Source organism: Thermovenabulum sp. (assembly GCF_049701175.1).
Taxonomy (GTDB): domain Bacteria; phylum Bacillota; class Thermosediminibacteria; order Thermosediminibacterales; family Thermosediminibacteraceae; genus Thermovenabulum.
Map to the genome: position 1 here is coordinate 38,276 of NZ_JBNATW010000002.1, position 21,840 is coordinate 60,115.

The 21,840-nt window shown below is 39.3% G+C and carries 23 protein-coding genes; 3 read left to right on the forward strand and 20 right to left on the reverse strand.

What is annotated here, in order from left to right; genetic code table 11:
- Nucleotide 1 precedes the first annotated feature (1 nt).
- The 20 genes from ACPLVF_RS00880 to ACPLVF_RS00975 all read right to left on the reverse strand — a co-directional run bounded on the left by ACPLVF_RS00880 (nt 2) and on the right by ACPLVF_RS00975 (nt 17,911).
- Nucleotides 2-2,983, reverse strand: coding sequence for a site-specific DNA-methyltransferase (locus ACPLVF_RS00880; RefSeq protein ID WP_424905933.1), 2,982 nt, complete (start codon nt 2,981-2,983; stop codon nt 2-4).
- A gap of 440 nt (nt 2,984-3,423) precedes the next feature.
- Nucleotides 3,424-4,266 (reverse strand): flagellin Hag, encoded by an 843-nt coding sequence (gene hag / locus ACPLVF_RS00885; RefSeq protein ID WP_424905934.1) that lies wholly within the window; start codon nt 4,264-4,266, stop codon nt 3,424-3,426.
- 216 nt (nt 4,267-4,482) lie between these two features.
- Complete coding sequence (gene csrA / locus ACPLVF_RS00890) at nt 4,483-4,713, reverse strand: carbon storage regulator CsrA (protein WP_424905935.1); 231 nt, start codon at nt 4,711-4,713, stop codon at nt 4,483-4,485.
- A 14-nt stretch (nt 4,714-4,727) separates the two neighbouring features.
- Nucleotides 4,728-5,162: a flagellar assembly protein FliW gene (fliW, locus tag ACPLVF_RS00895; protein ID WP_424905936.1), complete on the reverse strand. Its 435-nt coding sequence runs from the start codon at nt 5,160-5,162 to the stop codon at nt 4,728-4,730.
- Nucleotides 5,163-5,178: 16 nt separating this feature from the next.
- Complete coding sequence (locus ACPLVF_RS00900; protein ID WP_424905937.1) at nt 5,179-5,574, reverse strand: nucleotidyltransferase substrate binding protein; 396 nt, start codon at nt 5,572-5,574, stop codon at nt 5,179-5,181.
- Complete coding sequence (locus ACPLVF_RS00905; protein ID WP_424905938.1) at nt 5,555-5,896, reverse strand: nucleotidyltransferase domain-containing protein; 342 nt, start codon at nt 5,894-5,896, stop codon at nt 5,555-5,557. Before ACPLVF_RS00905 ends, ACPLVF_RS00900 begins: the two co-directional genes overlap by 20 nt.
- Nucleotides 5,897-5,922: 26 nt before the next feature.
- The gene (locus tag ACPLVF_RS00910) at nt 5,923-6,501 is read right to left on the reverse strand and encodes a DUF6470 family protein (RefSeq protein WP_424905939.1); all 579 of its coding nucleotides are present in this window, start codon (nt 6,499-6,501) and stop codon (nt 5,923-5,925) included.
- Between the two features lie 74 nt (nt 6,502-6,575).
- The gene (gene flgL, locus ACPLVF_RS00915) at nt 6,576-7,775 is read right to left on the reverse strand and encodes a flagellar hook-associated protein FlgL (protein WP_424905940.1); all 1,200 of its coding nucleotides are present in this window, start codon (nt 7,773-7,775) and stop codon (nt 6,576-6,578) included.
- Nucleotides 7,776-7,784: 9 nt separating this feature from the next.
- A complete protein-coding gene (flgK, locus tag ACPLVF_RS00920; RefSeq protein ID WP_424905941.1) occupies nt 7,785-9,191 on the reverse strand; it encodes a flagellar hook-associated protein FlgK in 1,407 nt (468 codons plus the stop codon).
- 12 nt (nt 9,192-9,203) lie between these two features.
- Nucleotides 9,204-9,710 (reverse strand): flagellar protein FlgN, encoded by a 507-nt coding sequence (locus ACPLVF_RS00925; protein WP_424905942.1) that lies wholly within the window; start codon nt 9,708-9,710, stop codon nt 9,204-9,206.
- 15 nt (nt 9,711-9,725) lie between these two features.
- Nucleotides 9,726-10,022 carry a flagellar biosynthesis anti-sigma factor FlgM gene (gene flgM, locus ACPLVF_RS00930; RefSeq protein WP_424905943.1) on the reverse strand — a complete coding sequence of 99 codons (297 nt, stop codon included), beginning with the start codon at nt 10,020-10,022 and terminating at the stop codon, nt 9,726-9,728.
- 135 nt (nt 10,023-10,157) lie between these two features.
- Nucleotides 10,158-10,565, reverse strand: a complete 408-nt coding sequence (locus tag ACPLVF_RS00935; protein WP_424905944.1) for a TIGR03826 family flagellar region protein — start codon at nt 10,563-10,565, stop codon at nt 10,158-10,160.
- Between the two features lie 13 nt (nt 10,566-10,578).
- The gene (locus tag ACPLVF_RS00940; RefSeq protein WP_424905945.1) at nt 10,579-11,304 is read right to left on the reverse strand and encodes a ComF family protein; all 726 of its coding nucleotides are present in this window, start codon (nt 11,302-11,304) and stop codon (nt 10,579-10,581) included.
- 150 nt (nt 11,305-11,454) lie between these two features.
- Nucleotides 11,455-12,012, reverse strand: coding sequence for a ribosome hibernation-promoting factor, HPF/YfiA family (gene hpf, locus ACPLVF_RS00945; RefSeq protein ID WP_424905946.1), 558 nt, complete (start codon nt 12,010-12,012; stop codon nt 11,455-11,457).
- A 91-nt stretch (nt 12,013-12,103) separates the two neighbouring features.
- Nucleotides 12,104-13,759, reverse strand: coding sequence for a nucleoside kinase (locus tag ACPLVF_RS00950; protein ID WP_424905947.1), 1,656 nt, complete (start codon nt 13,757-13,759; stop codon nt 12,104-12,106).
- A 102-nt stretch (nt 13,760-13,861) separates the two neighbouring features.
- On the reverse strand, nt 13,862-14,332 hold the full coding sequence (locus tag ACPLVF_RS00955) for a DsrE/DsrF/DrsH-like family protein (protein ID WP_424905948.1): 471 nt from the start codon (nt 14,330-14,332) through the stop codon (nt 13,862-13,864).
- 9 nt (nt 14,333-14,341) lie between these two features.
- Nucleotides 14,342-14,566 (reverse strand): sulfurtransferase TusA family protein, encoded by a 225-nt coding sequence (locus ACPLVF_RS00960; RefSeq protein WP_424905949.1) that lies wholly within the window; start codon nt 14,564-14,566, stop codon nt 14,342-14,344.
- Between the two features lie 23 nt (nt 14,567-14,589).
- Nucleotides 14,590-16,248, reverse strand: coding sequence for an FAD-dependent oxidoreductase (locus tag ACPLVF_RS00965; RefSeq protein ID WP_424905950.1), 1,659 nt, complete (start codon nt 16,246-16,248; stop codon nt 14,590-14,592).
- A gap of 238 nt (nt 16,249-16,486) precedes the next feature.
- Nucleotides 16,487-17,353, reverse strand: coding sequence for a TPM domain-containing protein (locus ACPLVF_RS00970; RefSeq protein WP_424905951.1), 867 nt, complete (start codon nt 17,351-17,353; stop codon nt 16,487-16,489).
- A gap of 12 nt (nt 17,354-17,365) precedes the next feature.
- Nucleotides 17,366-17,911: a LemA family protein gene (locus tag ACPLVF_RS00975; RefSeq protein WP_424906016.1), complete on the reverse strand. Its 546-nt coding sequence runs from the start codon at nt 17,909-17,911 to the stop codon at nt 17,366-17,368.
- Between the two features lie 338 nt (nt 17,912-18,249).
- Here ACPLVF_RS00975 and ACPLVF_RS00980 point away from each other — a divergent pair, with 338 nt between their 5' ends.
- From ACPLVF_RS00980 to ACPLVF_RS00990, 3 genes are all read left to right on the forward strand, one after another.
- Nucleotides 18,250-19,224: a TAXI family TRAP transporter solute-binding subunit gene (locus ACPLVF_RS00980; RefSeq protein WP_424905952.1), complete on the forward strand. Its 975-nt coding sequence runs from the start codon at nt 18,250-18,252 to the stop codon at nt 19,222-19,224.
- 64 nt (nt 19,225-19,288) lie between these two features.
- Nucleotides 19,289-19,774 carry a DUF1850 domain-containing protein gene (locus tag ACPLVF_RS00985; RefSeq protein ID WP_424905953.1) on the forward strand — a complete coding sequence of 162 codons (486 nt, stop codon included), beginning with the start codon at nt 19,289-19,291 and terminating at the stop codon, nt 19,772-19,774.
- Nucleotides 19,775-19,796: 22 nt separating this feature from the next.
- Nucleotides 19,797-21,743 (forward strand): TRAP transporter permease, encoded by a 1,947-nt coding sequence (locus tag ACPLVF_RS00990; RefSeq protein ID WP_424905954.1) that lies wholly within the window; start codon nt 19,797-19,799, stop codon nt 21,741-21,743.
- Nucleotides 21,744-21,840: the final 97 nt, after the last annotated feature.

Sequence of the window (21,840 nt, forward strand, 5' to 3'; positions counted from 1 at the left end):
CTCATCTGACCTCAGAGTTCATCAGTTTTTTAAAATCGGGTTCGATATAATTAATCTCAGCCACAAAATCGCCAAAATCTGGAGTTAAAGTGCTTTGAGCGTTTACATACACAATATGGGGCTTCCACTCAGACAATTCTTTCTTAATAAATTCCTTATCTTTCATGAAATCCTCTTCTGTCCAATTACTGCCGCAAGTCCGCCATACCACGGCATACGTCTTATTCTCCTTTTCTCCCAATAAAAACATATATCTTTTTCTATCGTTATTTCTAAATTTGACCTTTTTTATTTTTAGCCCCAGAAGATAATTGAACGTTTCGGGTATATCTACAACCATTTCTTCCGGCTCTCCAACTTCCGAAAGGTTAACTTTTAGCCTATATGCAAAGGGGTCTTTTAGATTCTCGATATTCAAAAAATACGGGCTTTCACTTGTCTCATAATCCAAAAAGTATTTCAACAGATATTCATCCTCTAAGACTTTTAAAACCTCCTGATTCTCTTTCAATTCAATATTGTCTAGTGTATCTTCATATTGCTCTAAAATTTGGTATTTGAAAAAGCCACCACAGCTTTTTTTATTATATTTTTCCTTAACGTCATTTTCCTTTGAAATGCCTGATTTATCATAAGCTAATACCTTTTTCATCCTCGGCAAAATTACAGTCCAGAAATGCTCACCCATCTCAACCCCAATCCACCTTCTGCCGAGTTTGTGGGCTACTGATGTGGTTGTGCCAGAGCCAAGGAAGAAATCCATAACAAGATCGCCTTCGTTGGAGGTAGATTCTATGACACGCTTGAGAAGGATTTCGGAGTTTTCGGTAGGAAAACCTTGTGTTTGGGAATACCCTGGTATATCTGTCCAATTTGAATCTATAACTTCAAACTCGCTCATCAAATATTGAGGCATTTTATAATGCTTATTTCCAAAAACATCTATATACTCTTTTTCCACTATTCTAATACGTTGTTCTTTTAATAATTGATCAACTTTTTCTTGAGAAAAAGTCCAATGCCTACCTTTTGGAGCTATAAATTTTTTTCCATTTATATAAATCTCATTCATTCTTGGATTTTCTTTTGGAGAGTGCATATCAAGCCATTGTACTTCTTTCTCCCGCTTCTTATACTGCGGTATTATTTGAGTTTTTTCTGACTTTGCATATAAAAATAAACTCTCTAACGCAGGATTAAACCTTGTATAAATAGGGCCTTGAATATTTGTTTTTCTTATATTCACTTCATTCCTAAAATTCTCCTCTCCAAAAACCTCATTCATCAAAAGTCTAACATACATATTCCCATTATAATCACATCTAATAAAAATACTTCCTTTTTCCGACAGCAAATCCCTTGCCAGCTTTAACCTATTTTCCAATATGCTTACCCATGTAGAATCTTTATATTTCACATTATAAAGATAATCCGCATCCTGTTCCTTGTTAAAAGGCGGGTCTATGTAGATGGTCTGCACCTTCTCTTTATATTTAGCCAAAATCGTATTCAACGCCTGCCAGTTTTCGCTTTTTATAAGAAGTCCGTCCAATGCTTCATCTAAGTCTATATTGCGGGTTATGTTTTCCAAAAGCTTTTCTTTAAACTCTTTATCAAAATATTTTGTGTCAATAGGAAGCTTCTTATATTCATTACCTACAATATCCTCTTTTTCGATCAAATCTTCTCTACTCTTTATCTCACTAAATCCTAATTCTTCCCATTCTTTTAGCTGTCTTTCATTGCTTAAAATTTCGTCTATGATTTCCTCTAAGAATTCTTCACCAGCCCATTTTGCTATTCTGTCAAGGGTTATTACGTATTCCGTAGATAAAACAAACTTTTTCTTCTCCCATAGCCTCTTTTGGAAGTTTTCAATCTGGGCAAGAAAATCTATAATAGCTTCGCCAATTTGCCTTACCACTTTCGCCCGTATGATATGCTTGTTCGAATACTTTTCTCTTTCCAATGTGTCAAGGTCCAACACTTCTGATTTTATATAGTAATCCAGTTGGCCGGATAAGAATCCCTTTAAATCTTTGTGAATAAAATAGTCCTTCGTATTCTTTCCGGTAAACCGGTCCAAATGATACTTAAGTAGAGGGGTTTCGTTTTTATCTTTTTGTAAATATAAAGAAACTTCCTTATTTACTTTTGCAACCTCATTCACTATTGAGCTAAAAGAAAATTCATTGACCTTCTGCTGCTTGGAGGTGTTGCTCCCTCCTGCCACATTATATTTTTTGACTTCATCCTCTGTAAGCTCTCTATATTGAAATCTAATAACCAATTCTTTCCCCTGAAATTCGGTAGGTTTATCATCATCTAATACGAAAAATCTTTCCTTAGTCGCTTTATTTGAACCCAACTCTTCCTTTGCTTCAACTACCCTGAAAATAACCTTGTAATCATCAACTTTAAAGGTGTAATCTCTGAATAAAAGACCCGTTTTTGTATAATACTGATCCTTATTTGCCCAATATAAGGCTACTTCTTCGCCATTATAGGGGATAGCATATTTGTGCCCTTTGATAGAATAGCGGTATTGGGGGACAAAATCTCCTTCTTCATAATACCGGGAAAAGAAGTTGTAAAGGTCGTTAAAAACTTGTAGCTTTATCTCATCAGCCTTTTCAGCTTCGTCTTTTTGCCGCTTTAACTCTGCATATTTATGCCCCGCAGGGGTATTTTTAAACCTTTCCTTTACTTCCCCTGAAGGCGAAAATACTTCTTCTCCTAGTGCTTTTCCTATCTCTTCTAATTGGACCTTCGCTCTCTGTAATTCCATCTCTAAATCTTTAGTAAGACCAGCCTTGTGTTCTTTAAAGGCTTCCTCTACTATTTGAAAAAGCCTGTTTTCGATAAAATCCTCTATTTGCTCCTTTTTGTAATTTAATATCCTGTAAATGCCAAAATCCAAATCAGATGCATCGAATTGGAAAATCTCCCTCAATAAATTTCTGAATTTGTAGAAACTATCCATTGGTAAGTAATCCTCCTATACACTTACGTATTATTAAATGCTTATTAAATTTGAAATTCAATATCTCCATCCCAACAAGCCACTCCTTCACTATCAAATTTATAATTCTATATTTCTTGAGGCTTTCCTTCCTTCTGAAAGCAGATTTAAAACAAAAAAGCCGAAAGAATAATTCTCCGGCAATGATAAGAACAATTCTTCGGATATTTCCTTTTAAAACGCGGATTTCATTCCTCAATGTATCGAGCAAAATTGCATCATTTTCCATCCACCTTTTTATATACTCTCTTAACCTTTGCAAGTTATAGGTATCAAGCATTATTATGTTAATTTACTTTTGTTAATTTAGATGCACCGCCATCCACGCCATTGTCAGAAAATTATAAGCCCCGGTATTACCCGAGGCTTTTATAAATTGCTCTTGAAATATTAACTTTAAATTAACCCAACAGCTTAAGTACTGACTGCGGCAGCATATTTGCCTGTGCAAGCATTGCAGTTGCAGCTTGATTGAGTATGTTCATCTTGGTGAACTCCATCATTTCTTTTGCCATATCTACATCGCGGATACGGGATTCAGCTGCAGTGAGGTTTTCAGATGCAACGGAAAGATTATTAATAGTATGCTCGAGACGATTTTGTGTAGCACCTAAAGCAGATCGTTGGGCAGAAACTGTATTTATGGCATCATCAATAGCTTGGAGAGCAGTATCAACATCGCTACCATCCGTAAATGAAGTTACATCTATTTTAGTTGAATCAACGCCTAATGTAGTTGCATCCATAGCATCAATATTTAATTTTAATTGCTGTGTAGCATTTGCACCAATTTGAAATACTAAATCGGCAGTACCGTTAGCAAAACTACCATCTAACAAGGTCTTACCATTAAACTGAGTCCGTTCACTAATTTTAGTGATTTCATCAGCTAACTGGACAATTTCATCTTGAATTGCTTGTAGATCTTCACTCTGATTAGTTCCTAGGTTCCCTGCTTGCACTACAAATTCACGCATACGTTGTAATATTGAATGGGTTTCATTTAATCCCCCTTCTGCCGTTTGTATAAGTGAAATGCCATCTTGAGCATTTCTGATAGCTTGCTCTAAGCCTTTAATCTGCCCTCTCATCTTCTCGCTTATAGCGAGACCTGCTGCATCATCGCCTGCGCGGTTAATTCTAAAGCCAGAAGAGAGTTTTTCCAAAGATTTCTGAAGTGAAGTGTTGTTTACTGTTAACTGCCTGTACGCGTTAAGTGCACTGATGTTGTGGTTAATTCTCATAAAATCATCCTCCCTGATTTTTATTTCCCCGCGTCCCTGCGGGGAATTTTATTTGCCGGCCGGCAAATTGTTTTCACTTAATATATCGGATTTTAAGGTGTATAATTTAATCCTTTTTACCACCTTTTTTTGACGGTTTTTGCCTTTTTTGTCTATTATTCTTTTTATTTCTCGTTATTCTGCCTAATATTTTCCTCTTTTAAAATTTATCCTCTTTCATCTTCCCTTCATTTTCTTTTCAATTTCTTCAAAGGCTTTTACGGATAAATCAAAGGCTTCTTTGTTTTCGCCTTTTATTTCCTCTATAAGTTCCGCCCGTAAAATTTTTACTCCTTTCGGGACGTTTATCCCCAGTTTTACCCTGTCCCCTTCGATTTCGACAACGGTTATTTCCACCTCATCGCCTATCAAAAGTTTTTCTCCCTTTTTCCTTGAAAGGACGAGCATATTCCAGACTCCTTTTAATTTTCAGCAAAAATTTTTATGGGCTGTTTTATTTTATATTCCGGATTTTCGGCGATGAGCTGGTCTCCGATGCGGTTTAACGGATTTAATACTATTGGGGCTTTCAGGTTAACTGTTGTACTTTCGAGGTCTTTGGGGACGGTGAGGATGCACAATATCACAGCATCCTCAATTGATGAAAGCTCGAGGTTTTTTAAATCGCTTTCGTTTATAATAGGTTCATATTCGGGGAAAAAACTTAAAGGGTCTATTATAGGCAGTGCAAAATCCTTTTCCTCCACCGACTGAAGCCATTTTATGATATCGCTTCCTGGATGGTCGATGAGGACGAATCTTTTTAAGTCTTCAAAGCCTATTATGCCGTTCGGGAAGTTTATAATTTTTTCTTCCTCTATTTCAATTTCACCGAAAAATTTTGTTTCTATTTTCATGAAAAGTACCTCCGATTTATTCTCTTATATATTCTTCTGTACTCTCTTTTAACTCTCTTAATAAACCAATATAAAAAGACTTTATTTTATTATAAATCGCTTTAGCTTCCTTTTCATCGTAAACATGAGATGTTTTATTCCTGTCAATCATCATATCTATCCACGCCTCTCCATCGGATACTAATCCTGCTTTGTAACCTTCCTTAATTGCGCTTCTCGGGCTTTTAACTTCAATTCCTTCATATTCAAGAATATCCTTAAGGAGTTTCCATGCAAGTTCAAAGGTAAACTCAAACCTCTGGATAACTCCATCTATAATTATCTCATTCGAAGGTTCAAAATTTATGCCTTCTTCCAGCCTTTGCAAAGCATTTTTAAAGTCATTAAACCTTTCAATTATCCTTTCTCTCATATATTAAAACCCCATACTTAATTATATTTTCTTTCAAGGAATCCTTTTTTAACTTCTCAAAATGGACCACATCAAAGGAAAGGGCTGTATCCATCTCGTTTATTTCATCTACGAGCAGGTTAAACTCCCTATCCGAAATATTTTCTGAAAAAATGGCTAAATCCACATCCGATGTTTTTTTAAAATCTCCCCTCGCTCGCGAGCCAAATAGCAAAACTTTTTGAACACTGTGGTAGTTATTAAATATTTTTGACAATTCCTTTAATATTTTATCATCAATATGAACTTCTCTGCCCTTATCCTTTAGGTTTTCAAAAACCATAAAATTCTACCAACCTTTTTAAATTATCATATTTTTACATCTACATTTTTCCCTACTTTTACTGCTGTAATCTTTATATAAGGCGGTTTTTGCAAATAAGGTTTTACCTCGCCGTATTCGTAAGATATGTCGATAGGAAAGGGATTTATCTTTACCTTTACAAAGCCCTCTTTCAGCGATGCGTTTATTTTCCCTTCTTTGAAGAAAATCTCAGGAGGAGAATCGGGTATTAAGTCCACATTGTAGTCCTTTTCGGGAAAGGCGTTTAATTCGGCTATATCGGAAATGGATACCCCTTTTTCTATGGCACCAAGTTCATCGCCTTCTCTTACTATTTTTTCCACTGCCTGCCATGTCAAATACTGGTTTTCGTAAAACCACTGTTTTGAAAGGGTGGGCATATCGGCAAGGCCTATTTCTGAAAAAGGAGCTTTAAGGTCTATTTTTTCTATCTTCGGAAGCTCAAGGTTTATATCAAGCTCGGGCGGATTTTTTTCTAAATCAAAGCCGCCGGTGATGTCCTTTTTTATTTCTAAATTTCCTTTTTTATAGTTTATGCCGAGCTCACCGAAGGAAAATTTAATATCGAGGTTATATATTAACATCAAGATGCACCTTCCGAAAATTCATATAAAAAGCGGTCTTTGGCTTTAAAGCTTAGGCCGAATTCTTACAAACTTTATCTCAAAAAGTCAACAAGGCTTGGCTGGATTACCCTTGCTCCTACGGCTAAGGATGCCCTGTAAACGTTTTCTTCCATTTTTAAGTCCATTATTACCTGTGCAATATCCACATCTTCGGTTTTTGAAAGAAGCGCAGTATAGTCTATCCTGTTACTTTCTATCCTCGTTTTTGTCGCTTCCAAGCGGTTTATCTTTGCTCCCACCTGTGAGCGGAATTTTAATAGGGTGTTGATAGCGTCGTCTATTTCGGAAAGCCTTTTTGATAATGAAGCGGGATCGTTGTTTAAAAGGTCGTTTTCTATGTTTTCAACAGCAGCAAAAATATCCTTAAATACTTCATCGCCGTAAAGGCTCACGTCCATGGTGTTTAACCTGCCGAGGTTGTACCTCGCAGTATCGTTAGTAAGTTTTACTACGACGGTTCCGTTTCCCAATATGGGGAAATTTTTTAAATCGAGGACAAAATCCTTTGAAGAATCAGGGACGCCGTCTATTCTTTGATCATCCGCATCTACGGTAATACCCGTTTTTTGGGCTACTATGTTATTGTCTTTATCTCTGATAACAATATCTGCCGTTTTTGCAACAGAATCAAAATTGGAAACTTCTAAGCTATATTCTCCCGTAGTTATTCCGCTTCCTATTTTGCTTAAATTAATCGAAGAGGCGTTAAGTCCCGTTCCAGTATCTGATATAATATCCGCTCTTGTAGGTTTAATAAAAGAAGGATTTGCTACAATCTTCCCGTTTACATCATAAGCAAAAGGCGGGGTATCGGTGAAAAATCCTCCAAAAAGGTACCTATTGTTATAGGAGGAGTTGGCCTCCTGAAAAATCTGCTCTTTTAACTGGGTTATTTCGTCTAAAATGGCTTTTCTGTCGCTTTCCGTTAGGGTGCCGTTTGAGCCGTATACCACAAGCTCCCTTATCCTTTGAAGGATTTCGCCTGTGTTTTGAAGTGCCGTTTCGGTGTTTTGAAGCCATGTTACCGCATCGTCCACGTTTTTCGCATACTGGTCTATGGAAAGAAGGGTGTTCCTCAGCCTCATGGCAAAAACAGCAGAAACAGGGTCATCGGATGGAAGCCTGACCCTTTTGCCTGAAGAAAGCTGGTCCTCCTTCTCCCCGAGCCTTTTTAAGTTGTAGGAGAGGTTTCTCATAAAGGCTTCAGTGAGCATTCCCTGGGTTACACGCATTTTTTATCCCTACCTTCCCACAAGCCCCATACGGCTTACTATGGTTTCTATCATCTCATCCATTGCAGTTATCATCCTTGCAGCTGCATTGTAAGTATGCTGGTACATTATCATCTTTGCCATTTCCTCATCTATAGAGACAGATGAAATCTCCTTTCTCCTTTCATCAAGCTGGCTTACCATGTATTCCTGCGATTCTGTCATCCTTGCAGCTTCCTGCGAATCTATGCCAATCCTTGATATAAGGGCGCCGTAGTAATCGTCAATGGTCCCTTTAAGAGCATCGATATACTGATACCTCAAGTCCGCAAGCTTTAGAGCATTGCGGTTATCTCCGGGAATACCGGTGGAGGTTTCAGCAGCGGCTATCTTTTTTACATCGCTTATAATATTACTATTTACGAATAAAAGGTCACCAGAATCGAGGAGGTTGTAAACGAAAAATTTTTCTCCCGGATTTCCATAAAGGTCATAGCCGCTTTTATGTATTTCGTTGAATTTTTCAGCAAATTTTTCGGTAAAGGTTTGTAAAGCATAAAGGTAGTTTTTCACCTTTTTGTCGCGAAGCTCAAGAAGTCCGGTAAGTTCCCCTTTTTTGGAATTTAAGTTTATATTATTAAAATCCTGCCATTTAACTTTTAAATCTTTCTCATCAAAGGTCAATGTGTTAAATTCCGTCCCTTTTACGAGGATAGCCCCACCTACGTTTACCGAAAAGAGCCCGTTTTGGTCTTCGTAGGTTTCTATGTCGACAATTTTTGAAAGCTGGTCCAAAAGAAGATCCCTTTTATCGCGAAGGTCCGCAGCAGTTGTGCCGGTAAGCTCCATATGCCTGATCTCGCCGTTTAAAGCGGCTATCTGTCTTGCAAGGGTGTTTACCTCATCTACCTTTACCGAAATTCTGAAGTTTATGTCTCCAAGGATTTCATTCAACTGCCTTGCGGTGTGGTTTATGGTGTCCGCAAGGGTCACAGCCCTTTCCTTTACAGTCTCTCTTATTTCAATAGCCTCAGGGTTTTTAGAAAGTTCTTCCAGAGACTGCCAAAATTTTGTCAGAACCGATGAGATGCCTATATCGGAAGGCTCACTGAATATTGCTTCCACCTGTTTTAGTATATCTGTCTGAACGCTCCACTGTCCGAGGGAGGAGTTCTCGTCCCTGTACTGCATATCGGTGAAGCTGTCCCTTATCCTTGTAATATCGCCTATCCTCACACCTGTACCTACTTGTACCTCGCCGGTGCCTGTGTAGAGTCCCGAAAAGGGCTTTGTATAGGTAGATTCAAGCACCACCCTCTGCCTTGAAAATCCTGGAGTATTGGCATTGGCAACGTTGTGAGCCACATTTTCCTGCGCCTTCTGGCTTGCAAAAAGGGCTTTCTTTGCTATTTCTATTCCAAAAAATCCCGAATACATTGGACCCTCTCCTTAAAGCTTTTTATCGAAAAATTTCAGGGTTTCCTTTTCCGATATCTTCCCATCTGCGCCGTAGCCTGTTGCTTGCCTTCCCGCGTCAACTAAAAGTTCAATAGAAGTGTTTATAAATTCAAGGGCACTTTTAATGAGCCTTTCGTTTAGACGGTTTCTTTCGTCCAGATTTTTAAGGACATCTTTTAATTTATTTGTTATTTCGTCCATTTCCTTTTTCACTTTTTCGGGCAGGATTTCTAAAATGTAGGAAGAATTTATTTCTTTTTGGTCAATCCCTAAATTAGAAGAAAGCTCTTCAATGAACTTGCACCTTTCTTCCTCTAATTTCCCAAGTTTTACTATCATTTCCTGTTCCACATTAGTTATTTCTTCCAGGTGTTTTACCTCGTTTTTTACGAGGATATCCGTCTTTTTTTCGGCTAGATTTAAAAGCTCGCTGTATAATATAAGCTGTTCCTCGAGATTTTTTAAGAGAACCCTGAAATCAAAATCTATTTTTTGCATAAAAAAGCGCCCCCGTTATATCCTTTCGTTTAATATATCATCGATTACCTTCTCTGCAATCTTTTCGGCATCAACGGTGTAAAGACCATTTTCTATCCTTTCTTTTATCTCCCTCACCTTGTCTTCTCTTACGTCGCTCACCCTTTTTGCAATCTCAAGGGCTTTTAAAAATTCCATACCCTCAGGTGAAAGGGTAAGTTCGTCCTTTCTTGCCTTTACATCTCTTTTCTCATCAGCCTTTGCTACTTCCTTTTTTGCAAAGGCCTCGTATATCTTAAAAATACCCGGAAAACCGCTTTTTTGTATATTCATAGTAATTCCGCTCCTTATACTTTTCTACTTTATTTATCGGATAATCATCCCTTCAAGGTGAGGGTAAAAAAAGCTAACTTAGGGGGCAAAATCGCTATTTTCTGCCTTTTTTCTTTTAAATTCTCCTTAACCTTCCTAATTTTCATCCTTTCTGTACCTTGAAATATGTATTTTACCCTTCATATCGCTTTTTTGCTCAAAGGGGTTACTTTCCCGGATTCCAAAACCCTTTTTCATCTCTTCAACACACTTTTCGCAGTACCTTCCGGTGAGAATGGGCGCTCCGCACCTTTCGCATTTTAAAAGGATATTAATGTTGTTCTTTTTCAAAATAAGTCTCCCCTCTTTTAAAAATTCAATAATCTTTTTTACAGGAACCCCCGTTTTTTCAGAAATCTCCTCCGCAGTGGCTCCAGGGACTTCATAAAGGTAGTCCCTTACTTTTTTAAATTCCTCCTCTTCCTTTGCTGCACACTCGGGGCAAAGATTCCTCGTGGTGTATAAAAACACCTTTCCGCACACAGGGCAATTTCTGAGTTCCATCAAAATACCTCCTTCATCCTCTCGCCAAAGTTATCACATAAACCATGTCCGCCCCTCCCGAAAGGAGGGTTTTGGAACATTCATCAGCGGTACTTCCCGTTGTGTAGACATCATCCACCAGCAATATGTTTTTTCCCTTAATATCGGCATTTTTTCTAACCTCAAAAGCGTCTTTTACGTTTTTCTCTCTTTTGCTTTTTGGCAAAGAAGTCTGGTGTTCTGTTGATTTTACCCTTGCCAATACCTCTTCAACTCTTATTTTGGTATTTTTCTCAAGCTCTTTTGCCAAAAGCAGGGACTGGTTGAAACCCCTCTGTTCTTGCCTTTTCCAGTATAGGGGAACAGGAACTATTAGGTCAATACCAGAAAATCCTGACCTTTCGTAAGCCTCGCTCAATTTTTCCCCTAATACTTTTATCAGCCTCTTTTCTTTATTGTATTTAAATTCGTGAATGAGTTTTTTCAAAATGCCCTCATAAACCCCGTAGGACCTTGCTTTTTCAAAAAAATGCCTTTTTGCCCTGCAGTCGGGGCAAAGGTTAAAGTGCTCTCCTTCGAAAAAGGGCTTGCCGCATTTTATGCAAAAAGGCGGATTTATAGCATCTATTTTGGAAAGGCAGTCAGGGCAGACCGGCAAGCCTTTATCTTTAAGTTGATTTTTGCATACGGGGCAGTTTTCGCTTTCGGGATAGAGGGCTTTTAAAAAGGCTTCCCTGATTTTTATTAAAATATTTTCCATAAATACGCCCTTTCGTGGACTATATGCATAATAATTCATATTTTAATACTAACAAATAAATTCTCAAAGAGGTATTTTTATGGATTTCGAAAATAAGCCAAAAGTTTTCCTTTTCAATTACATGGACTTTTTGCTGAAAACCCCGGAGTTTTAATACTCCGGGGCTATAAGACCGTAGTTGCCGTCCTTTCTCTTGTAAACCACATTTATCTCTTCCGTCTCGGCATTGTTGAATACGAAAAAGCTGTGCCCTAAAAGGTTCATCTGCAAGATGGCCTCATCAATGCTCATGGGCTTTACGGGAAATCTCTTTGTCTTGACTACCTTAAAATTTTCTTCATCCTGTTTTTCAACATCCTTGTTTAAATCTTCAAGAACAACCGCTTCCTTCGGCACGTTTTTCCTCAATGACCTTACGAGCTTCGTCTTATATTTTTCTATCTGTTTATCCAATTTATCGGCTACCAAATCTATAGCCGCATACATGTCTTTGTTTTCTTCTTCTCCCCTTAAAAGAAGGTCACCTGCGGAAAGGGTTACCTCCACTATGTGCCTGCCGTTTTCCACGTGCATCTTTACCTTTGCTTCTATGTTGTCGTTGTTCAGATAGTTAAAATGCCGCGAAAGCCTCCCAATCTTTTTTTCCGCATAATCCCTCAATGCAGGAGTAACTTCAAAGTTGCTTACCCCACTTACTGAAACTCTCATAAATTTCACCCTTTCTGGGAGTTATTGTAGTTTTTTGTAAAATTTTCTGTAATTTTATTATAACACATCTTTTTGCGGTTTAACAAGCCTTTTATTCTACTAAAAAACAGCTGCCTCCTATAAATTCTCTTAGTATTGAAGTGAGAGGTATGTCCCTTTCGTCTTCTATGGGCAGGAAGTAGTCGAGAAATTTTAGAAGATAGGAGGCTACGATGTATTCCGGGTCATCTTTTGTAATTTGTAATAAAAGCGGCTCAGCGTATTTTTTAAGCACCGCAAGTTCGTATACAAGGGCAGAGTTGAACATCACATCGGCTTCTTCCTGATAGGCGAATATGTGCTTTTGTGCACCCCTCTGAACCGAAGGCCACATGGCTATGGTCTTTTTCGCATCGGCTCCACGGCAGCGGCTGTCCCTTACCAAACGGCGGATGAGGCGGGTATCCGTGGTGGAAATCCGGTTGTGGTTGTCTATGGAAATCTGTGTAAGGGCGCTTACATATATTTTGAACTTGTTTTCCTTCGGTATCAGCGCGGTTAAGGTTTCGTTTAATCCGTGAATGCCTTCTATTACAATGGGCTGGTCCTTTTCGATTTGTGTGGGTATTTTCGAAAATTCACGGGTCCCCTTGATAAAGTTGTACTTTGGTAGATACACCTCTCTTCCTTGTATTAGCGCCGCAAGCTGCTGGTTGAAAAGTTTCAGGTCGATGGCTTCTAAGGCTTCAAAATCGGGTTTTCCCTCTTCATCAAGGGGTGTTTTGTCCCTGTCCACAAAGTAATTGTCGAGGGAAATGGCTATGGGCCTTAAGCCGTTTACGCGAAGCTGCACCATGAGCCTTTGTGCAAAGGTGGTCTTCCCTGAAGATGAAGGGCCTGCTATAAGGATAACCCTCAGCCTTTCTTTGTTTTCAGCGATTATATCTGCTATTTGAGCAATCTTTTTTTCATGCAATGCCTCCGCTATTCTTATTATTTCCCCCGCCATTCCCTTTGATATGTATTCGTTGAGCGCCCCTACATCTGCTATCTCAAGGATATGAGCCCATCTTTCCGCTTCTCTAAAAATCCTTGAAAGTTTGGGCTGTTCCTTAAAAGGAGAAACTTCCAGCGGATTTTTGGGATTTGGAAATTGAAGGATTATTCCCGGAAGATGGAATTTGAGCTTAAACCATTTCAGAAAACCGGTAGACGGCACCATGTAGCCGTAAAAAAAGTCTTTAAAGCCATCCATTTCGTAAATATGGATGTGGTCTTTTTTGCGGTATTTTAATACCCTGACCTTATCCTCGTATCCCAAGGTTTTAAAGTAGACCAATGCCTCTTCTACAGGAACCCTCAACCTTTTTATGGGAAGGTCCTTTTCCACAATCTCTTTCATCCTTTTTTCTATCGTCTCCACTTCTTCCTGGCCTATGGGCTGCTTCCAATAAACTTCAGTATAAAGGGCATCTCCCAAGGAATGCTCTATATGCACCTTACAGTCTAAAAGCACATCGTGACAGGCTTTGATAAATAAAAAGGTGAGGCTCCTTACGTATACCTGCATCCCTATGTCATCGGACATGTCGAAGAATCTTATTTTTGCATCCCTTTCCACTTTAAAATTTAAATCTCTAAGCTCGTTGTCTACCGAAGCAGCGGTGACAATGTAGGGAAATTTTTCCTTATACTTTTGATAGATTTCTAAAAGGGTCATGGGCTTATCAAGTTCCACTTCGCCAATCTTTTCAATGGACAGTTTCACCCTGCGTCACCCCTTATTTTACCAAAATTATAATACCATTATAACATAACTTTTAATGCATTATAAAAAAATAAAGGGCGAGACTCGCCCTTATATAAACCCTTATATAAATAGGTTGAGGTTTGCTTCATCCGCTTCGGCAAGGTAAGTGGCAACACCGGCAAAATCTATGCCGTCAATGAGTTCTTCCTTTCTTATGCCCATGACATCCATAGACATGGTGCAGGCTATAAGCCTTACCCCCAGCGCTTTTGCGTTTTCTATAAGTTCTCCTAAGGTGTTTACGTTTTTCTTTTTCATTATATATTTCATCATCTTTGCCCCGAGGCCCCCAAAATTCATCTTGGAAAGGCCAAGTCTTTCCGCTCCCCGGGGCATCATCTTGCCGAACATGTTTTCTAAAAAGCTTTTTTTGACCTTTACCCCCTCGGGCTTTCTCAAAATGTTAAGCCCCCAGAAGGTGAAAAACATTGTAACCTCATCGCCCATGGCAGCGGCACCGTTGGCTATTATGAAAGCCGCCATGGCTTTATCCAAATCACCGGAAAAGACTATTATAGTCTTTTTTGCCATAATAACCTCCTACACCTTTTTAACCTTTGCGATTATTACATCGCCCTTGTCTTCAAGGCTTAAAAGCTCATTTTTCGTCTTTTTACACCATGCCTGGACATCATTGTAAAACCCTTTATCCGTTGCCTCAACTACAATTACATCTCCGGGGTCCGCATTTTTTATCGCATTGAAAAGCTGCACTATAGGCCCCGGACACTGAAGGCATTTCGCATCAACTTTTATCTCCTTCATATTCCTCTTCCTCCATATTTTTATTATTCAAGTTCAAAAGGCCATGCGGTCACTCCGCCGTCTAAAATCTTAATGTTTTCAAAACCGAGGTGTTTTAAGGTCCTGTAGGCAAGGTATGCCCTGAGGCCAACCTTACATATTAGAATTGTTTCTTTGTCTTTGTTTATTTCATTGGCCCTCTTTCTAATCTCATTCAGCGGGATATTCTTTGCTCCGGGAATTGCCCCTGTTAAGAATTCTGCTTCTGTCCTCACATCTATTAACTGTAAGTCAGGGCTACCAAGCTTTTCTTTTAATGCAAGGGGCGATATGCCTTCTACTCTGCCCGTGAGCTTATTTATCGCCACATTTGCAGCAACTATGGTGGACGAAAGTGCCATGGAGAAGGGCGGCGCATAGGCAAGGTCTATCTTGGCAAGGTCTTCAACAGTGCCCTTTAAGGTGATTAATGTAGCAAGGATATCGATGGGTTTATCTACAACCCCTTCGCCTATTACCTGTCCTCCAAGGACCCTGTGGGTCTTTTTGTCCACTATCAATTTTGTTAATATGGTTTTATGCCCGGGGTAGTAGTGGGCCCTGTCGTTGGCAGGTACAAGTACGGTGATGTAGTCGTATCCGAGCGCTTTGGCGTCCCTTTCGGAAAGTCCGGTCCTTGCGGCATTGAGTTCAAAAAGCTTTACAACGGTGGTGCCGAGGACTCCTTTTAAGGCATCCTTTTCGCCCTTCGGGAAAAGGTTAAGCGCCGCTACCCTGCCCATCTTGTTTGCCGTTGAGCCCATAGGATACCAGGCGGGCCGATTTGTGATGAGGTTAATATTTTCGGCGCAGTCGCCCACCGCGTAAATATCGGGGATATTGGTTTCCATGTATTCGTTTACCCTTATTGCGCCCTTTACACCAAGCTCGATTCCCGCTTCCTTTGCAATCTCCGTATTTGGCATTACTCCAATTGAAAGGAGTACAAGTTCCGCGTCAATCTTTCTTTTATCGGTTACCAAGGCTGCAGCTTTGCCGTCAACACCTTCTATGGCAACTGCTTTTTCCCCTGTATAAATGGTAATTCCCTTTTTCTCTAAATAGCTTTGTGCAAGAAGGGCTATTTCCCTGTCAAAATTTGGGAGGATTTGGTCCAAAAGCTCTACTAAAGTAACCTTTACACCCTGCTGTGCAAGGTTTTCTGCTACTTCAAGTCCGATAAAGCCTCCGCCTACCACAGCAGCCTTTTTTACGCCGTTTTTCTCCATTTCTTCCCTTATGCTTACAGCATCGTTTACAGTCCTTAATTTAAATACATTTTTTAGATCAACGCCGGGAATGGGCGGAATAATTGGTTTTGCCCCTGTTGCAATGACGAGCTTGTCGTAGAAAAAGTCCTTTGTCTCACCCGTTGTAAGGTCTTTTACAATGACCCTTTTTTCTGATGGGATTATCCTTTCCGCCTTATGCTTTATTAATATTTCCACATCCCTTTCCTTGAACTTTTCAGGGTTCATTACTGTAAGGTGGCCCTTTTCTTTTATGACATTGCCGATGTAATAGGGAAGTCCGCACCCTGCGTAAGAAACGTATTCCTCTTCGGTGATCACCTTTACCTCCACATCAGGATATTCCCTTACCGCCTTTGCTGCGGTTTTGGTACCCGCTGCCACACCGCCGATAATTAAAACCTTTTTTTTCATAATTTCCCCTCTTTCTTTAAATTTGTGAAAATATTCTCTTTATTGGCAAAAATAATTTATTTATTTTTAACACCTTTGAGAAAAATATTTCATTCAATTATCATTATATTTTGATTATACGATAAAGATAAACCACTGAAAAACTCGAAATTAACAAAAAAGAGGGGAGAAAAGAAGGTCTCCCCCTGTTTTCCTCCCTATTTCTTTTTATTACTTATTATTTTTTCTATTTTCTACTCTATCTGCTCGCTCCACCGCCTCCGCTGGAGCCACCTCCAAAACCACCAAAGCCTCCTCCGGAGCCTCCCGAAAAACCGCCGAAACCGCCAAAGCCTCCGCCACCAAAGGGGTCAAAGGGGCCTCTTATAATAGGGCCTCCACCACCTCCAAAGGGAGGCCTTCTTCTAAAAATCCTTCTAGGCATGATAAAGAAAAAGTAAAGAATAATAAAGAAAAGCATTATATCTATAACAATTTTAAAGATACTATCTTTCTCCTCCGATTTATACCCTTCCAACTTTGAAAGGCCGCTTTTTTCAAGATCTACGCCATACTCCTTTGCAACCTCAGATGTTACCGCCAAAAAGGTATCGTAAATCCCCTTTGAATAATTTTTTTCCTTGAAGGCAGGGAGGGCATAGATGTCAAGGATATATCCCGCTTTACCATCGTTTACAGCGCCTTCAAGTCCGTAGCCCACCTCTATCCTTATCCTTCCTTTTTTGTCAAGTAAAAGGTTTTCTTTGTTTACAAGGATTAAAATACCGTTATTCTTTTCTTTATCACCGATACCCCAGCTCCTGAAAAGCTCTAAAGCATAATCTTCAATGGTCTTGCCGTCAAGGCTTCCCACAGTTACTACTACAATTTCAGCACCGGTTAGATCGTCAATTTTTTTTGCGATTTCCCTCATTTCCTCTTCTTGATTTTCGTCTATTAAATCTGCAAAGTCAAAAATGTATTCATTGTAAGCGGGTTTGGGCGGCACAGGCTCGGCATGCAATAAATTATTTGGTAAAAATTTAAAATTTGATGTTAAAACAATTATTAAAAAAATTAACAAAACAAAATATTTTCCTTTAAGAAGGTATTTAAAAAAGCGCATAATTATTCCCCTTTACTGCCCAAAATTCACCTTGGGGACTTCCTTAGCACCTTCCTCCGATTTGAAATACTCCTTTTTCTGAAAACCAAACATTTTTGCAATTATAGATGTCGGAAAGGACCTTATTTTAGTATTGTATATTTGCACCGCATTGTTGTAATCCATGCGGGCAACAGCAATCCTGTTTTCGGTGCCTGCAAGTTCATCGGCCAGCTGCCTGAAGTTGGCATCGGCTTTCAAGTTTGGATAGTTTTCCACTATAGCGAGAAGCCTTGACAATGCGCTTGAAAGCTCTGCATCAGCTTGAGCTTTTTCAGCAACGCTGCCAGCCGCTATGAGTTTCTCTCTTGCTTTTGTCACCTGCTCGAAGATTTCTTTTTCGTGAGATGCATAACCTTTTACGGTTTCCACAAGATTTGGTATAAGGTCAGCCCTTCTTTGAAGCTGGTTTTCCACCTGACTCCACTTGGCGTTTATGTTTTCTTCGCTCTTTACAAGGCTGTTATAAGTGCCCCAAATATTTACAAAAATTAGTAATAATATTATTACAACTGCCATTGTTATTTTGGATATCCTAAAAGCCAATTTATAGACCCCCTTTAAATTTTTTCTATAGACTTTATGTCAATCCACTGTCTGATTATGATTATACCAGCAAATAAATAAAATGTAATGGGCTTTTTTTAAGATAAAAACGTATAATGTCACTCAAAAAACAAAAGATAATAAAAACAGGAATAATTTATAATAATACTGTATACATGTCCAACTTTTTTGTAGTTAAAAATTATTTTTTTGTTAATTTTAGTTACCCCTATTTTAAAATTGTAATTAAGCAAAATATTAAATTAAATTCTACGAGTTTACAATTTATTAAAAATTAAGGAGGTTGGGTTATGTTTAAAAAGACTATAGCCCTAATCACCATCGCCCTTCTCTTAACTGCCGCCCTTGCAGGATGTGCAGGAAAAGGCGGTGGCCAACAGGCCGGTGGGCAAAAGTTCATCACCATCGCAACCGGCGGTACAGCTGGAACCTACTTCCCTCTTGGCGGTGCTTTGGCTGATATCTGGAATAAAAACATTAAAGGCGTAAACGCAACTGCACAGAGCACCGGCGCTTCGGTTGCAAATGTTAACCTCTTAAAGGATGGAAAAGCTGATGTTATTTTCGTTCAAAACGATATAGCTTACTACGCTGCAAACGGGATGGAAATGTTCAAAGACAATAAATATGAAGACATAAAAGGGCTTACAACTCTTTACCCGGAAACGATTCAAATCGTAACCTTGGCAGATAAAAACATCAAAAGTGTAGCAGATCTTAAAGGCAAAAAGGTTGCTGTAGGAGCTGCTGGAAGCGGTGCTGAAGCCAACGCAAGACAGATCTTAGAAGCTGCAGGAATCACCTACAACGATATCAGCGTTCAGTATTTGAGCTTTGCTGAAGCTGCCAACAACTTAAAGGATGGAAACATCGACGCGGCATTCTTAACAGCAGGTTTCCCGACAGCTGCGGTCCAGGATATCGCAGCTTCAAAGAAAATAGAACTTGTTTCCCTTGACGATGCCTTAGTATCAAAATTGATGGAAAAATATCCTTACTATACAAAGATAGTAATACCTGCCAACACCTATTCGGGTGTTGACCATGATGTAAACACCGTAGCGGTAAAAGCAATGCTTGCTGTAAGCTCCAAGATGGATGAAGACACTGCTTACAACCTCGTAAAAACCATGTATGCTAACCTTGATAGGTTAAAGGCAGCTCACAAAGCAGGCGAGCAGATCAAACCTGAGACCGGTAAGGAAGGTATGTCAATACCTCTACACCCCGGAGCAGAAAAATACTTTAAAGAAATTGGAAAATAATTTTTGTTAATTTAATATAAAAGGAGGGCAAATTGAGCATTGGACTCTGTCCAATGCTCAATTTATGAAAAATAGGGCTGATGTGTTTTTCTTTTTTGTAGTTCTTATAGCAGCATTATTTTTATCTTTCTACAGGATTGAAAAAGAAGTTGACCTTGTTATTTTCAATGTAGATAATGGCAAAAAGTTCGAAATCCCCCTTAAAAATAGCGAATTTACCCATGTTTTTATCCATTCTATACAAAAGACCCCTGTTTTTGAAGATTTCAAGATAGAAAAAAGTGATGATCTGCATTTAGTTAAGACAAGGTATTATTCCCTTGGAATAGGTCTTCCTTGTTATGAAGAAGGAAAATTTGAAAATAAAAACGGCGAATTCATTATGGAGATGAACAGAACCTTTAAAACTCTCCAAATAAGGGTTTCTCCTCTTAAGGGGCATGGGATAATTATCGACGGAATTATGTACAATTTTCTCGATTTTTCCAAACCTAATGATTTAATCGAAATCAGTGCAAAAAAACACTGGACTATAAGAAAAATAAATTAATCTAAAAGGAGGGAAACTTTAGATGACTGAAAAGTTGCACGAAGAAGCTGCAGTTGATAGCCAGGAGATATTAAGAAAATTTGATAAAGAATCGGACTACAGGGTTCTAAAAGGTTTTGCTGCAAAGATTATAAGCGCTATTGCCATCACTTTTTCCCTTTTTCAGCTTTACACGGCAATGTTTGGCGTGCTTGATGCTATGATTCAGCGCTCCATACACGTTGCCTTTGGACTTTGCTTGATTTTCCTTTTATACCCCGCAAAAAGCGACTGGCCAAGGGACAGAATACATCCTGTTGATCTAATACTTTCTGTATTAGGTGCAGCAGTGTCCCTTTACATCACTGTTTTTTACAAGCAGCTGGTTTTAAGGGCTGGAACAGTCACAACTACAGACTTTATAATAGGTGCAATCGGTGTTCTGCTCGTTCTTGAAGCTGCAAGAAGGGTTGTAGGAATCCCCATGGTCACAATTGCTACCTTATTTATAATTTACGCCCTTGTAGGTCCTTATATTCCGGGTCAGCTTGCCCACAGGGGTGCAGATCTGCCAACACTTGTTCAGCATCTTTTCTACACAACGGAGGGAATTTTCGGCATACCCATAGGAGTTTCATCGACCTTCATCTTCCTTTTCATACTGTTTGGCGCTTACCTTGAAAAAACAGGTCTCGGGCAGCTTTTCATTGACCTTGCCAATGCAATAGCAGGTTGGGCTTCCGGCGGTCCTGCAAAGGTAGCGGTATTATCCAGCGGCCTTATGGGTACAGTTTCGGGAAGCTCTGTAGCAAACGTAGTAGGTACCGGAAGTTTCACCATCCCCATGATGAAGAGGTTGGGCTACAAACCCGAATTTGCAGGAGCCGTTGAAGCAACGGCTTCCACCGGCGGACAGCTAATGCCACCTATAATGGGTGCAGCAGCTTTCTTAATGGCAGAATTCACAAAAATCCCTTATTCAAGGATTATCGGTGCTGCTGCTATACCTGCACTGCTTTATTACTTTGGCGTATGGACGGGTGTGCATCTTGAAGCAAAACGCTTGGGGCTTCGCGGCTTAAGCAGGGAAGAACTTCCGAGATTTAAAGATATAATCTTCGAAAGAGGTCATCTCATAATACCTTTAGTCGCAATTGTCTATCTTTTAGTTACTGGGTTTACTCCCATGAAGGCAGCTTTGTACGCCATTTTCCTTTCCATTATTTCAGCTATGCTAAGGAAAAACACGAGAATAAGCTTCAAAGATATTGTAAACGGCCTTGAACAGGGTGCAAGGAGTGCCCTTGGAGTTATTGCTGCAACAGCCTGTGCAGGTATTATCATAGGTGTTGTTACCCTAACAGGGCTTGGGCTTAAACTCGGCACATCCTTAGTTAGCCTTGCAAATGGCAAATTGTTCCTGACATTGTTCTTTACAATGATTACATCATTAATCCTCGGAATGGGCGTCCCCACAACGGCAAACTACGTTATAACTTCAACGATAGCAGCACCCGCGCTTTTGATGCTCAATGTCCCTGTACTTGCTGCCCATATGTTTGCCTTCTATTTCGGAATTATTGCTGACGTTACACCGCCTGTTGCCCTCGCGGCATTTGCAGGCGCGGGTATTGCCAAGGCAAATCCGTTAAAAACAGGTTTAAATGCTTCAAAGCTTGCAATAGCAGCCTTCTTGGTCCCATACATTTTCGTATACAACCCGGCTCTTCTTTTGATTAACGTAAAACCCCTTGAGATAATTTGGATTATTATAACTTCAGTAATAGGAATTATCGGTGTTTCCTCTGCAGTTTCGGGATTTTTGTTAACAAATCAGAACTTCCTTGAGAGAATTATCTTCTTCGTGGGAGGCATCCTCCTAGTTACACCGGGATTGAAAACGGATATTATAGGTGCTGTACTGCTCGCCATTGGATATTTAATGCAGAGGAGCAGATATTCCAAAGCTAAAGCTTTAAAAGCCCAATAAAAGTTAAATTAAGTAAGTAGGAGGTAAAAACTTTCCTCCTACTTTTTTTCTCACATTAACAAAAATATATATCATCAACGCTTTTATTTTATAAAAA